11 protein-coding genes are annotated in these 13,954 nt (G+C 65.5%); 6 read left to right on the forward strand and 5 right to left on the reverse strand.

Annotated elements, in window-relative coordinates:
• Positions 1–117: 117 nt before the first annotated feature.
• Together HJY11_RS04985 and HJY11_RS04990 are read right to left on the reverse strand one after the other, a co-directional pair.
• On the reverse strand, positions 118–918 hold the full coding sequence (locus HJY11_RS04985; RefSeq protein ID WP_208074894.1) for a nucleoside phosphorylase: 801 nt from the start codon (positions 916–918) through the stop codon (positions 118–120).
• A gap of 169 nt (positions 919–1,087) precedes the next feature.
• Positions 1,088–2,506, reverse strand: a complete 1,419-nt coding sequence (locus HJY11_RS04990) for an MATE family efflux transporter (RefSeq protein ID WP_208074895.1) — start codon at positions 2,504–2,506, stop codon at positions 1,088–1,090.
• A gap of 311 nt (positions 2,507–2,817) precedes the next feature.
• Here HJY11_RS04990 and HJY11_RS15640 point away from each other — a divergent pair, with 311 nt between their 5' ends.
• Positions 2,818–3,771, forward strand: a complete 954-nt coding sequence (locus tag HJY11_RS15640) for a CPBP family intramembrane glutamic endopeptidase (RefSeq protein ID WP_208074896.1) — start codon at positions 2,818–2,820, stop codon at positions 3,769–3,771.
• Between the two features lie 56 nt (positions 3,772–3,827).
• On the opposite strand, the gene HJY11_RS05000 is transcribed toward HJY11_RS15640, so the two are convergent.
• Positions 3,828–4,841 carry a hypothetical protein gene (locus HJY11_RS05000; RefSeq protein ID WP_243764203.1) on the reverse strand — a complete coding sequence of 338 codons (1,014 nt, stop codon included), beginning with the start codon at positions 4,839–4,841 and terminating at the stop codon, positions 3,828–3,830.
• A 269-nt stretch (positions 4,842–5,110) separates the two neighbouring features.
• On the reverse strand, positions 5,111–5,848 hold the full coding sequence (locus tag HJY11_RS05005) for a M48 family metallopeptidase (RefSeq protein WP_208074897.1): 738 nt from the start codon (positions 5,846–5,848) through the stop codon (positions 5,111–5,113).
• Positions 5,849–5,977: 129 nt separating this feature from the next.
• Here HJY11_RS05005 and HJY11_RS05010 point away from each other — a divergent pair, with 129 nt between their 5' ends.
• Entirely contained in the window at positions 5,978–7,210 is a 1,233-nt protein-coding gene (locus HJY11_RS05010; RefSeq protein WP_208074898.1) for an MFS transporter, read from the forward strand.
• Between the two features lie 71 nt (positions 7,211–7,281).
• Complete coding sequence (locus tag HJY11_RS05015; protein ID WP_208074899.1) at positions 7,282–7,488, forward strand: DUF896 domain-containing protein; 207 nt, start codon at positions 7,282–7,284, stop codon at positions 7,486–7,488.
• A 54-nt stretch (positions 7,489–7,542) separates the two neighbouring features.
• Here the strand turns inward: HJY11_RS05015 and HJY11_RS05020 are convergent, their stop codons facing one another.
• Positions 7,543–8,463: a LysR family transcriptional regulator gene (locus HJY11_RS05020; RefSeq protein ID WP_208074900.1), complete on the reverse strand. Its 921-nt coding sequence runs from the start codon at positions 8,461–8,463 to the stop codon at positions 7,543–7,545.
• 149 nt (positions 8,464–8,612) lie between these two features.
• Between HJY11_RS05020 and HJY11_RS05025 the strand changes: the two genes are divergently transcribed.
• The 3 genes from HJY11_RS05025 to recQ all read left to right on the forward strand — a co-directional run bounded on the left by HJY11_RS05025 (position 8,613) and on the right by recQ (position 13,719).
• Positions 8,613–10,073 carry an amidohydrolase gene (locus HJY11_RS05025; protein ID WP_243764204.1) on the forward strand — a complete coding sequence of 487 codons (1,461 nt, stop codon included), beginning with the start codon at positions 8,613–8,615 and terminating at the stop codon, positions 10,071–10,073.
• A gap of 219 nt (positions 10,074–10,292) precedes the next feature.
• Positions 10,293–11,750 carry a polysaccharide deacetylase family protein gene (locus HJY11_RS05030; RefSeq protein ID WP_208074902.1) on the forward strand — a complete coding sequence of 486 codons (1,458 nt, stop codon included), beginning with the start codon at positions 10,293–10,295 and terminating at the stop codon, positions 11,748–11,750.
• Between the two features lie 157 nt (positions 11,751–11,907).
• A complete protein-coding gene (recQ, locus tag HJY11_RS05035) occupies positions 11,908–13,719 on the forward strand; it encodes a DNA helicase RecQ (RefSeq protein WP_208074903.1) in 1,812 nt (603 codons plus the stop codon).
• Positions 13,720–13,954: the final 235 nt, after the last annotated feature.

Consider the following 13,954-nt stretch of genomic DNA (forward strand, 5'->3'; position numbering starts at 1 on the left):
CAGAGGGGGCGGAGCCCATGGGCTCCGCCCCCTCTCGCCTTGGCCGACAAAGGGACAAAAAGGGGGCGCGACGATCTCTGTCGCGCCCCCCTTTGCAGGTGGCAGTCTGGCTGCGGCTTACTTGCCGGCAGCCTGGTCCATCTCGTAGAGCTTTTTGATGGTCTCGCAGCCCATCAGGGACAGGGTCTTGATGTTGTCCTCGCTGTGGTCGAGGGCCTGCTCGGGCTCGTACTCGCCCTCATCCTCCTGCGAGTCGATGATGTTGTCCAGGGTCACGGCCATGGCGCCGCCGCGCAGCCCCCAGATGCGGGTGAGAACCAGCACGATGCTGGTCTCCATCTCGCCGCCCATGACGTTGAGTCTCTTCAGGTCGGGGTAGAAGTTCTCCCAGCGGGACTGCCAGAAGCCGCCGAAGGCGCTGCCCGGCTTGGGGTAGTTGGCGTAGAAGGTGTCCTGGGTGCGGGTGGTGCCCACGTGGTAGGGCAGGCCCAACTCCTTGGCGGCCTGGACGGCAGCCTCGACGGTGTCGTGGTCGGCCACGGCGGGGAAGGGGCCGGGGGCGTAGTGGTAGGAAGTTCCGTCGTAGCGGCAGGCCGAGTCAAAAATCTGCATGTCGCCCTTCTTCACATAGTCCTGGAAGGTGCCGCAGGTGCCGATGCGGATGAAGTTTTTCACCCCGCAGCGGGCCAGCTCTTCCATGGCGATGGCGGTGGAGGGGCAGCCCATACCGGTGCTGGTGCAGGAGATGGGAACGCCTTTGTAGACGCCGGTGTAGGTCACGTGCTCCCGGTTGTCGGCCACGAAGTGGGCCTCATCCCAGTAGCTGGCGACGATGGGCACCCGCTTGGGGTCGCCGGGCAGCAGCACGTAGGGGGCCACATCTCCCTCTTTGATTTTCAGGTGGTATTGAAGAGACATTGAATCTTCCTCCTAGACGTTTTATTCCAGGCGGTCGCCCGCCCGTTTTACAGAGTGAGACGCCATCTTCGCAAGCGTTTTCTCCACCTCCATCATAGCCGGAGAAGGGCCATTTGTAAAGACGAAAAAAGAGACTTTTTGTTTTTGTAGGGAGAATCTACCCGCCCCTCTAGGCCTCGGCCCCCGCCTCTTCGGGGGACTCTTCCCCGCTGTCGGAAACAATGGCTTTCTCCTTCCAGCCGCCCTGGGAATACCGCCAGAAAGCGATGATCACCTCGGTGAGGGAACCCAGGCCGATGGAGAACCAGATGGCGGCAAAGCCCACCTTAGGGGCCAGGGCGAAGACGCAGATGGTGCGCAGCACCATCCCCGTGAGGGTGCAGAAGACCAGCAGATTCATGTCTCCAGCGCCCTTGAGCATCCCCTCGCCGGTGAACATCAGCCCCTGAATAAAGAGGATAAAGGCCATGTGCACCAGGTGGTAGGTGCCCCAGCGGATGACCTCGGCGGCCCCTTCCACCTCGCGGTTGACGAAGATGCCCACCAGGTTGGGGCCAAAGAGGAGCAGCAGCACACAGGAGGCGGCGGCGAAGATCAGCACCATCATCAAGGCGCTCTTAAAGCCCTTTTTCACCCGCTCCATCTTCCCGGCGCCGATGTTTTGCGCCACAAAGGTGGAGACGGCCATCCCCAGGTTCATGATGGGCATGCCGGCGATGGACTCGATCTTGTTGGCGGCGGTGTAGCCGCTCACCAGCATCGGCCCAAAGCCGTTGATCACCGTCTGGCAGAGGACCGAGCTGATGGAGACCGAGAGTTGCTGCAGCATCGAGGGGATGGCCAGCCGCACAATGGTGCGCAGCATCTCGGTGCTAAAGACCCGGTGGTCCGCCCGCTTTTCAAACTGCCCCAGCCGTTTCATCAGGTGGATAAAGGAGAAGACCGCGCAGATGCCCTGGGCGATCATGGTGGCCCAGGCCACCCCGGCGACCCCCATTCCGAACTGGACGACAAAGAGCAGGTCCAGCCCGATGTTCAGGAAGGAGGAGAGGATCAGGTAGTACAGCGGGGTCTTGGAGTCTCCCAGCGCCCGAAAGGTGCCGGCGATGGTGTTGTACATGAACATGAAGGTCAGGCCGAGAAAGTAGATGAACAGATACTCGGTGGCCATGTCGATGGTCTCGGGGGAGGTGCGCATCCACTTGAGCACCGTCCCTGAGGCGGCCATCCCCAGAATCGAGAGGGCGATGGAGACTGCCAGGTTGAAAATCAGCGAGGTGGTCACCGACATCCGCACCGAGCCGTAGTCCTTGGCGCCCAGATACTGGCTGGTGACCACCGAGCAGCCCATCCCCAGGCCGCTGGCCACCGCGATGGCCACAAAGACGATGGGGAAGGTGCAGCCCACGGCCCCCAGGGCGCTGGGGCCCACAAAGTTCCCCACCACAATGGAGTCGACCATGTTGTACAGCTGCTGAAACAGGTTGCCCAGAAACATGGGCAGAGTAAAGAAAAACAGGGTTTTGGCAATCGGCCCCTTGGTCATATCGGTATGCCGTTTTTTGGGCCGGGCGATCACTTCTGCCATTTCACATCCTCCTCCTATTTTCCGCCGGTCGGCGCGCAGACCGCCCCTCCCCAAAGGGGCGGTTGGCAAAAAGAGGGCGGGCGCCCGGGCGCAGCTGCGCCAGATGCCCGCCACCATACCGTCTGCGATCGCGCCGCCCCTACGGGCGGAAATTGCGTTGTTTTTGCGTTCTCCCTTATGATACCAAGTTGGACAAACCATGTCAACGGCAAAACTCCAGACTTGTGCTTTCGCCAAAAACTGGTACAATGATCTTGTTTAACTGTACAAAAAATCCCCCGCATTGAAGGGGAAGGAGAGGGGAGAGCGCTGTGGGGAGAAGGGCGGTGCGCGCCCGGCCACCGGGGGAGGAAGCCCGCCGCCGCTACCAGTTGGTGGGGGCGGCGCTGCTGGGCTATGCCCTCCTCCCCCTGGCACTGGGTTTTCTCTCCCTCCTCGGCTGGGAGATCACCTCCCTTCTGGGGGGAAACGCTGCCCCTGGCGACCCCAGTCCCGCCTGGCAGGGGGCGGCCGGGCTGCTCTCGGCCCTCCTTTCGGGCGCGCTGCCCTTCTGGTGGCTGCGCCGGCAGCTGGGGCTGGCCCCCATCTGGCGCACGCCCCAGCTGCCTAGGGGGGCGTGGCGGCGGTTGGCGGGGCGCTGTCTGGTGCTCCTGGGGCTCAACACCCTCGCCACTGCCGCAGCAGAGACCCTGTCGGGGCTCCTTCGGGGGTGGGGGCTGGCCCCCGTCAGTCCCGACTTTTCCCTCTCTGGGGGCGCGCCCGCCCTCTTTTTGCTGTTGACGGCGGTGGCGGCGGCCCCCCTGGTGGAGGAGTACGCCTTTCGCGGGGTGCTGCTGCGGGCCCTGGCCCCCTGTGGCCGCCGCTTTGCCATTGTCGTCTCCGCCCTCCTCTTCGCCCTGGCCCACGGCAACCTGCCCCAGGGGCTGCCTGCCTTTGTCATCGGGCTCTATCTGGGATACCTGGCCGACCAGACAGGCTCCCCCCTCTACACCGCCGTCCTCCACCTGCTCAACAACGCCGTGGCCCTGGCCCTCCCCCTGCTGAAGGGTGGCTGGGCCCTCCTCTACCTGCTGGTCACGGCCGGGGCGGCGGCGGTGGCGGCAGTCCTCTACGGCGGCAGGCTCTTCTGCCGGGAGGCCGCTCCCCCCCAAAACGACCCCGCCGTCCCGCGGGAGTGGCGGTGGCCCGCCCTTCTGCGCAGCCCGGCGATCTGGCTGGCCCTGGGGTACTACCTGCTGGGCTTCCTCCTCTCCACCCTGCCGTGAACAGAAAGAAAAAGGGAGACGCCTGTCAGGCGTCTCCCTTTTTGTCGATCTTCTCTCTATTCCGGCATCTCCGGCACCTTGCCGGCGGCAAATTCCTTGACCATGATCCCCTTGATCAGCTCGGTGGCCCGCTCTTTCTTGCAGGAGCAGAGGTAGCGCACCCCCTGGAGCAGGTAGAGCAGCCGGGTGTCCGGATCGTCGGGGAAGTAGTTGCGGCTGTCCCGGTAGGCGGCCATCAGCCGGTGGCAGTTGGGGTCGCCCATGCCGATGTCCTCGATGGACATGATGACCATCCGGTTGAAGAAGTAGGTTTCAAAGTCCCGCCCGGAGAGGAAGCCGTCGCAGGCCACCATCAGGGCCTCGCGCTCCATGGCCCGGCGGATGCACTTTTGAAAGGCAGCCAGGATCAGGTCGGCAGAGACCCCACTGCGGGCGTTAAAGTGCTCCCAGGCGATGTAGCCGGGGACCTTGAATTTTTCGCCGTGGCCGTATTCGGGGGTCAGGATCTCCCGCAGCCGGGCGATGTAGGGCTCGGCCACCCCCTCCAGGGCGGGCACCACCTTGGAGCCGCCGTCCGGCTCGAGAAAGTCCAGCGGGGTGTGGCCCCACTCCACCCCCAGGCGGGTGTGGTGGTCGTAGCAGAAGTCGGGGATCACCGGCTGTGCGCCCCCGTCCAGGGCGTCGCGGATCTCCTTCGCCACCGTCTCCAGCGAGTCGTCCCGCCCGCAGGCGCAGAGGTAGCGGATGGCCTGCACAAAGCAGAGGCAGTGCATCCCGCCGCCGGCGGGGTTGTAGACTTCGGTGGTCTCCTTGATCTTGCGCAGGCTGTGCACCTGCTCCACCGCGTAGGGGTCGGCCAGCCCCACCTCTTGCAGGGCGATCTGCATCAGCTCGTCCCAGATGCGGCCCTCCCAGTCCTCGCTGGTGCGGTACATGTCAAAGGCCACGTCGCAGGCGCGGTCCACCTCTCCCGCCACCACGTAGTGGCGCAGGGCTTGCAGGGCCTTGGGGCCGGGGATGCCGGCACGCGTCAGGGTGTGCTCGAGCATATCGTAAGTTTGTTCAGGCATAGGAATACCCTCCGTTTCAAAGTGGGTGCGGCAGACGCAAAAAAAGGCGCCTCTGGCGCCGGTCAATCCCCTTTGCACCGCGCGGCGGCGCCCGCAAAATTGCCCGGCAAGGGGCCAGATGGGCAGCGCGCAGTCGCACTGTGTCACCTGCATGGTAACACGTCTTTTTTTTCAAAACAACCGCTCTCCCCCATTTTCAGCGCTTTGGCCGGGGCGGAAGCGGGGGTTTTGTGCAAATTGTGCAAACGTTTTTACAGACAGAAACGCCTCTAGAAGTGGGGAGAGTAGCCCCGCAGCAGCGCCTCGGTCTGGGGATTTTGGGGGTCGAGGTGGCGCACCAGGGCCCAAAACCGCTCCCCGTGGTCGGGGTAGAGAAAGTGGGCGTACTCGTGCACCAACACCCCGCAGAGGCATTGGCGGGGCAGGTGGAGAAGGAATTTATTGAGGGTGATTCGCCCCTTTTGGGTGTGACAGGTGCCCCAGCGGGCGGTCATCCGCCGCCCCCGCACCTCGGCCCGGGGCACCCCCAGAGGGGCGAAGAGGGGGGCGACCTGGTCGTTGGCATCGGCAAAGACCCGGGCGCTGCAACAGTCCACAAAGCGGGCGAAAGCGGCCTTGCGGCTCTCCTCCCGCTCGGGCTCCTCCACCTTTAAGAAGAGGATGCCCTCCCAGGCGAGGCCCGGCCCGTCGGGCTCGCTCGCCACCGGGGGCAGGGCCTGGCAGATGCGCAGGGTGTAAGGCCTGCCCAGCAACTCCACCCGCTCGCCGGTCTGCACGTGCCGGGGCTGCTGGGCCTGGGCAGCGCGGCGGGCCATCCGCTCCTGGGCGCGGGCGATCCAGCGGGCTTTCTGGCGCAGAAACGCCTCCACCGCCGACAGGGGGCAGCCCGCCGGATAGGAGACCAGCACCTGCCCCTCCCGGCCGATGCGCACGTTGATGTTTTTGACCCGCTTGCATTCACAGCGGTAGCGGAGGAGCCCGCTCTCGGTCTCCAGGCTGCGCTCCATCGGCGGCACCCCCTTTCCATTGGGCGGCCCCTGCGGGCCGCGGCAAAAACAGACTGGGTCTATTGTATAGCAAAAGCCGGTTTGACACAATATGGAATCAGAGAAACCGGCGGGAAAGGGGCGGTACAGGTGAACGAGCAGCGGCAGCAGGGGAGGGGCGGGCCCTGGGCGATCGGCGCGGCCTACGGTTTTTACTACATGGCCTACACCGCCTCCTTTTCCTTTATGGCGGTCTTTCTGAAAAGCCGCTCCATCACCGATGCCCAGGTGGGGATCATCTACTCGCTGATGGCGGCGGTCAGCCTGGTGGCACAGCCCCTCCTGGGCTACCTGGCCGACAGCAAGATCCCCATCAAGTGGATCGTCCTCGCCCTCATGGGCGGGGCCATCCCAGTGGGGTTTTTGGTGCCGCTGGCCGCCTCGTCGTTTCCCCTGGCGGCCGCGGCGGTACTGGCGCTGGCCTTTTTCGACCAGTCCCTGGTGACCCTGCTGGACTCCTGGACCACCCAGGCGGCCGAAAAAAACGCCCGCATCGTGTACAGCGTGGCCCGGGGGACCGGGGCCTTTACCTGCGCGGTGGCCGGCTTTTTGGTGGGCAGGGCCATCTCCGCCTGGGGGGAGGGGACCATCTTCTGGCTGCACGCGGCCTTTATGGCCCCTGCCCTGGTGGCCGCCGGTCTCTTTGCCTCGGTGCCCTGCAAAAACCGCGCCGGCCAGCGGCAGGAGGAGGGGGAGGGGCACTACACCTTTTGGCAGGCGGGCAAGGCCCTTCTCAAAAACCGGGCCTTCGCCCTGTTGATGGGAGGGCTGCTCCTGCTCAACATCGGCAACCGGGCGGTGGTCACCTACCTGCCCATGCTCATCAGCCAGTTCGGGGGAACGGCCGGCGACCAGGGGATGGCCGTCACCATGATGTCGGTGGGGGTCTTTCCCTTCATGCTCCTCTACCCCAAGCTGGAAAAGCGGTTTTCCAACAAAAAGGTGCTCTTCTTCGCCTGTGTGTTGGTGGTGGGGCGCAGTCTCTCCTTCGCCCTGGCGGGCTCCCTGCAGATGGCCATCTACATGCAGCTGTTGGAGGCGGCCGCTCTGGGGCTCTACAACCCCGCCCTCATCCGCTACACCGCCTCGGTCACCCCTCAGCGGCTGCGCTCCTCGGCCATTGCCCTCTCGGCGGCGGTGCAGGTGGCCGTCTGCGGCATTGTAGGCAACGCCCTGGCCAGTCTCTTCCTGGCCTACGCCAGCCTGCGGGTCATGTTTGTCGTCTACACCGCCCTGGCGGCGGCGGGGCTCTGCCTGGTGGGCTTCAGTCTCCGCCAAAAGCCGGCGGCCTCCTCCCCTGGCGAGGGCCCCGCCGGGGCTTGAAAATGAGGGCCGCAGGCGCTACAATGACCAGTACAGGCCCGTCCCGGGCCGGGAAAGGAGCCCGTCCCAAGATGGAGAGAGAAAAAATCGAGCGGATCAACGAGTTGGCCCACCTGGCCAAGGAGCGCCCCCTCACCGAGGAAGAGAGCGCCGAGCGCCAGGCCCTGCGCCAGGAGTACCTGGCTTACTGCCGCGAAAATCTGCGCCGCCAGCTCGACCAGGTCGTCCTGGTGGACGCCCAGGGGAACCAGACCCCTTTAAAAAAGAAGGGGAAATAAAACCGCAACACCCGGGAGGGGGCGCTGTCTTGTGGCAGCGCCCCCTCCCGTTTATCATCCGCGTTTGTCACCCGCGGCCTGGACGCCCATCTCCGCCCGCAACAACTGGGCAAAGCGCCGGGCCACCGGGTCCTGCGCCCGCTCCCGCCGGCAGAGCAGGGCCATCTCACAGCCGGCTCCCGGCAGTTCTCGGCTCACCAGGCGGTGCCCTTCCAGCTGGCTGGGGTGCAGAGGGATCCCCACCAGGTAGCCCACCTGCCCGGCGGCCAGCTGCAGCCGCACCTCCCGGTCCTCCACCTCGATGCGGCGGGCGGCCGTCAGGCAGCGGCGGTAGTCGGCGGGGAAGTACCCCTCCAACTGGCCCAGACCGCCGTAGAGGATGCAGGGGTGTTCCAGCAGCCGTTCGGGGGTCAGCGGGCCTTCTGCCAGGGGGTGCTCCCGGGCGACCGCCAGGGCAAAGGGCTGTCTTCCCAGGGGGGTGCGGGCGATCCGCCGCCGCTCCAGCAGGGCGGCCTGTTCCCCGGTGTCGTCCCCAGGGGGGCAGAGGACCGCCGCCATGTCCACAGCGCCCCGGCCCAGCTGCTCCACCGCCTCGCTCCAGCCGCCCCGCTTCAGCTGCAAAAAGAGGGGCCGCCGCTCCCGGCACTCCTCGCACAGGCGGGCGAAGGCCCGCTCGACGCGCAGGCTGGCCGGGGCCAGCACCGACAGCCGGCAGGGCTCCTCCCCGCTGGCCAGGGCGGCGATGGCCGCCGCTTCCTCCAAAATCACCTGCCCCCGGCGCAGCAGCTCCTCCCCCCGGGCGGTCACGGCGATGCCCCGGTTGCTGCGGGCAAAGACGGCAAAGCCCACCTCCTCTTCCAGCGCGCGAAGCTGCTGGCTGACGTGGGGCTGTGAGAGGTAGAGTTCCCGCGCCGCCTTGGAGATGGAGCGATTTTTGGCCACTGCCGCCGCAATGGCGAGCTGCTGTGTGTTCACGGAACCCCCTCCTCTATCGGCCCGCCCCCAATGGGGGGATAAAAAATCCGTATGCCCCGCCCAGCCGCGGCGATGCTATACTTTTCCTACGCCCATCCTACCACACTTTCCCCTCCAGGGGAATGGACTGGGCAGAAAGGAAGAGAGAGATGAATTTGGCACAGCAAAAGCAGTGGGCCCTGGATGCCCTCGACACCCGCGCCCCCCAGTTGGCCGCCCTTGGCGACGCCATCTGGGACCGGCCCGAGACCTCGTTTGAAGAGCATTTTGCCGCCCGCACCCTGGCCGCGGTGCTGGAGGAGGCCGGCTTCGCCCTCACCTGGGGGCTGGGGGGGATGGAGACCGCCTTCTCCGCCACCTTTGGGACGGGCGGGCCGGCCATCGGCATTCTGGGCGAGTACGACGCCCTCTCGGGAATGAGCCAGCGGGCCGGGGCCCTTGTACCCGAGCCCCTTGTCCCCGGCGGCCCCGGCCACGGCTGCGGGCACAACCTGTTGGGGGTGGGCTCCCTCGGGGCGGCTCTGGCGGTGAAGGAGTACCTCGCCGCCACCGGCGCGCCCGGCCGGGTCGTCTACTTCGGCTGTCCGGGGGAGGAGGCGGGGGCGGGCAAGGCCTTCATGGCGCGGGACGGCGCCTTTGATAACCTGGACTGCGCCCTCTGCTGGCACCCGGGGGAACTCAACGCCGCCACCCCCGCCCGCTGCCTGGCCAACTGCGAGGTGCTCTACCGCTTCACCGGCCGCAGCTCCCACGCCGCCAGCGCCCCCCACCTGGGGCGCAGCGCCCTTGACGCCGTCACCCTCCTCAACACCGGCGTTCAGTTTTTGCGCGAACACATCCTCCCAGAGGCCCGCGTCCACTACGCCGTCACCGATACCGGCGGATACTCCCCCAACGTGGTGCAGGCCTATGCCGAGGCGCTCTACCTCATCCGCGCCCCCCGGCGCAGCCAGGTGGAGGAGATCCGCGCCCGGGTGGACGACGTGGCCCGGGGCGCGGCCCTGATGACCGGCACCCAGGTGGAGTGCCAGTTTGTCAAGGCCTGCAGCGAGCTGATCCCCAACCACACCCTGGCCGGGGTGATGGGGGAGAACCTGGCGGCCATCCCCCTGCCCCTGTACAGCGAGGAGGAGTTGGCCCTTGCCGCTGCCTATCGGGACACCCTGCCCGAAAGCGGCGGCACCCTGGCGGCCGTGGCCGGGCAGCTGGGCCCCGCGGGGAAAGCCCTGGCCGAGGCCCATCGGGCGGAGCCCATTCACAGCTTTGTGGTCCCGGCGGTGGGGGGCGAGGCCTTCCTCTCCTCCTCCACCGACGTGGGGGACGTGAGCTGGATCTGCCCCACCGCCCAGATCATGGCCGCCACCATGGCCGCCGGCACGCCGGGTCACTCCTGGCAGCGCACCGCCCAGGGGAAGAGCGGCGTCGCCCACAAGGGGACCCTCTACGCCGCCAAGGTGCTGGCCGCCTCTGCCATCGACCTGTTGCAGCGCCCCGACCTTCTGCGCGCCGCGGGGGAGGAGCACCGCGCCCAGCTGGCGGGCCGGCAGTACCTTCCCATCCCGCCGGAGGCGCGGCCCATCGCCGTCCGGGGCGCCCAGTCCGAAAGCTGATTTTTTTCGGTTCAATTCCTTTTTCTGGTGGATAAATGAAGAAAAAATGACAAGAGTTTACAAACTATTACAATCTGCAAAACGCACTTGTGGGGCCAATCGGGGGAATGCTACAATGGGGCTCTAAGAGCAAAAAAACGCTCCAATTTGAACGAGAGGCGGCACAGAAGAGTGAGTGGAAAATCGGTGAAAAAAAGACAACATCGCGGGGCAAAACGGGTGATCGGCCTAAGTGTCATCTCCCTTCTCCTGGCTGCCCTCGTCCTCTCTCTAAACACGTTGGCCTTTGCCCTTTCCCCCCGCTCCTCCTCCGACGAACAGCTGGCTTCGGGCCCCTTTGCCGTCGGGGAGGAGACCCGGCAGGCGGGGAAGGTCCGCTCCCGGATCGACTATCAGGAAAATACCGCTTACAGCGTCCACTATCCCTACTTGGACAACGAGGCCGCCGACGGCGCCATCGCCGAGACGGTCGGCTCCTTTATCGACGCCTTTTTGAGCGATCTCGCCGACTACCGCGCCTCCTCGCCCCAGGAGCGGGCCATCCTCACGGTGGACTATGAGAGCTACCGGGCGGGGCCGGTGATTTCGGTGGTCTTTCACACAGAGATCAGCGAACCCCATATGGCCCACCCCTTCACCGGGGTGGAGACCCTGGTCTTTGACAGCCGCGACGGCCGCCGGTTGGGGGAGAAAGACTTTTTCCAGGGGGATTACCGCCCGGCCCTGGAGCAGCTGGTCGGCGACTTTTTGCGCGCCAGCGAGGAGTACCGCGAGGGGGCGGAGGACGCCGCCTTTCTGGCGGAGGGCTTTGCCCAGGAGGAAGTTTTCAGCCGCTTTGCCCTCACCGCGCAAGGCGTTCGCCTCTACTTCCCCCGCTATACCCTCCTCCCCGGCGCCTACGGCGTTCCGGTGGTCGAGCTGTCCTATGACCAGCTCAAACCCTACCTCGCCTGGGACCAGGACGAGCTCACTGGGCGGGAGAGCGCCAAGTTCCTCTCCGGCTCCCTCTCCCCCATGGGGACTTCCGCCCTGGTGGAGCGGGTGAAGACCGGCCGCTACGTGGACCCCGACAAGCCGATGATCGCCCTCACCTTTGACGACGGCCCCCGCCCCGACGTGACCGGCCGCATCCTCGACCGGCTGGGGGAGGTGGGGGGCCGCGCCACCTTCTTTGTGCTGGGCAACCGGGCCGGCAGCTACCCCGACACCCTGGCCCGCGAGTACGCCGAGGGGCACATGGTGGCCAGCCACACTTACAGCCACAAGTCCCTGCCCAAGTGCGACGAGGGGGAGTTTGCCCAGCAGGTGCAGGGGGCTGACGAAGCCATCGGCGCAGTTTTGCCCGGCCAGCCGAAGGCCCTGCGCCCGCCCTACGGCGCATACGACGACGCCACCCGCGAGAAGACGCCCCACCCCCTCGTCATGTGGTCGGTGGACACCCTGGACTGGAAGAGCCGCAATGCCGACGCGGTGATCCGGGCGGTGCGCCAGAACGTCCGCGACGGGGACATCGTCCTCATGCACGACATCCACCCCACCACCGCCGACGCCTGTGACACCCTGATTGCCGAACTGGCCAAAGACTACCAGCTGGTCACGGTGGAGGAGCTCTACCGGGCCAAGGGCATCCCTTTTGAGGCGGGCAAGGTCTACTTTAGCGCCCGCACCGTCCGCTGACGGATTTTGCGCCAACCCCTTTCGACCCCGCCGCGCAGCGGGTCGAAAGGGATTGTTTTTTGCCGCCTTTTGTACTACTCTAAAAAGAGTCTTTGCCCCTTTTGCCCGACTGGACACCGGGGGAACGGGACAATCTGCATTTCGAGAAGGAGCCCCCATGAACCCCAACGACATCCTCAGAAAATATTACGGCTACCCCTCCTTTCGCCCTGGGCAGGGAGAGGTGGTCTCCGCCATCCTAAAGGGGCGGGACGCCCTGGCCATCATGCCCACCGGGGCGGGAAAGTCCATCTGCTACCAGGTGCCCGCCCTGGCCATGGAGGGCGTCGCCCTGGTCATCTCCCCCCTCATCTCCCTGATGAAGGACCAGGTGGGGGCCCTTTTGCAGATGGGGGTGCGGGCGGCCTATCTCAACAGCTCCCTCACCTTCCCCCAGTACCGCAAGGCCCTTCAAAACTGCAAAGACGGGGTCTACAAAATCATCTACGTGGCCCCCGAGCGGCTGGGGACCGAGGGGTTTCTCTCCTTTGCGCAGGGGGCCAACATCTCCCTGGTGGCGGTGGATGAGGCGCACTGCGTCTCCCAGTGGGGACACGACTTTCGCCCCAGCTACCTGCAAATTCCCGCCTTTCTCGAGGCCCTGCCCCGCCGCCCGGTGCTGGCGGCCTTCACCGCCACCGCCACCGCCGCCGTCCGGGGGGACGTGCTGAAGATTTTGGGGCTGCAAGACCCCCTCTGCATCACCACCGGTTTTGACCGGCAAAACCTCTACTTCGGGGTGGAGACCCCCAAGTCCAAGATGGATTATGTCCGCCGGTACGTCCGCCAGAATGCGGAGAAGAGCGGCATTGTCTACTGTTCCACCCGCAAGGCGGTGGAACAGGTCTGCCAGTCCCTGGTGGCCGCCGGGGTGGACGCCACCCGTTACCACGCCGGCCTTTCCGACGAGGAGCGCCGCCAGAACCAGGAGGACTTCCTCTACGACCGCAGCCGGGTGATGGTGGCCACCAACGCCTTTGGCATGGGGATCGACAAGTCAAATGTCTCCTACGTGCTGCACTACAACATGCCCAAGAATATGGAGAGCTACTATCAGGAGGCGGGCCGCACCGGGCGGGACGGCAGCCCGGCCGAGTGCATCCTCCTTTACAGCGGGCAGGACGTGCGCACCGCCCTCTTCTTTATCGACCAGAGCTTTGAAAACCCCGACACCGACCTCACCCCCCAGCAGGTCCAGCAGCTGCGGGCAAGGGAGTACGACAAGCTCCGCCAGATGCAGGGCTACTGCACCGCCACCGGCTGTCTGCGCCAGTATATTCTGCGCTACTTTGGCGAGCACGCCCCCGACCGCTGCGGCAACTGCTCCTCCTGCCTGGGGGACTACACCGAAGAGGACATCAGCGAGGCGGCCTCCCTCATTTTGCAGGCGGTGCGCAGCGTTCGCGGCCGCTTTGGGGCCGGGGTCATCGGCGAGTTGTTAAAGGGGAGCGAGACCGCCCGCATCCAGCGCTTTTCCCTGGATGAAAATCCCCTGTTCGGCAGCCTATCCCACCTTTCGGGGGTCAAGATCAAGGGCTATATCTCCGCCCTCTGCGAGCAGAATATCCTCCAGACCACCGAGGGGCAATACCCCCTGCTGCGGCTGGGGGAAGGGGCGAGAGCGGTGCTGGAAGAGGGGGAGCCGGTGATCGTCCGCCAAAAGCGGGTGGAGCGCCGGGCCGCGGCCGACGACTTTTACGACCCCGCCCTCTTTCAAAAGCTGCGGGCCCTGCGGGCCCAGATCGCCCGGCGGCAGAGCGTTCCCGCCTATGTGGTCTTTACCGACGCCACCCTCAAGCAGATCAGCGCCCTTCAGCCCACCACCCCCGCCCAGCTGTTGGAGGTGCCCGGCGTGGGCGAGGCCAAGTTGGAGCGGTACGGCGAACTCTTTCTGGAGGCCATCGCCGCCTTCCGGGAAGAGGGGGAGTGAGTGTATATCTTTATATAAAAATACTAAAAGTATATAGCGCCGTTGTCTCGCGCCCTGCCAATGGAGCGCACCGGCTGCACCAGACTGGACCGCCTGCTCGGCAGAGTGGCTGCTGCACGGCAGAGGCTGTCATTTTGAAGTATACAAATTGTATTGTTTTTGCATATCATTACAAAAAGTGTTTTCTGCAAACTCTGTATAGGGGGCACCCCATCAGCGGCGAAAAGGGGGAGCG

The organism is Bittarella massiliensis (ex Durand et al. 2017) (assembly GCF_017566145.1).
Classification (GTDB): Bacteria; Bacillota; Clostridia; order Oscillospirales; family Ruminococcaceae; genus Bittarella; species Bittarella massiliensis_A.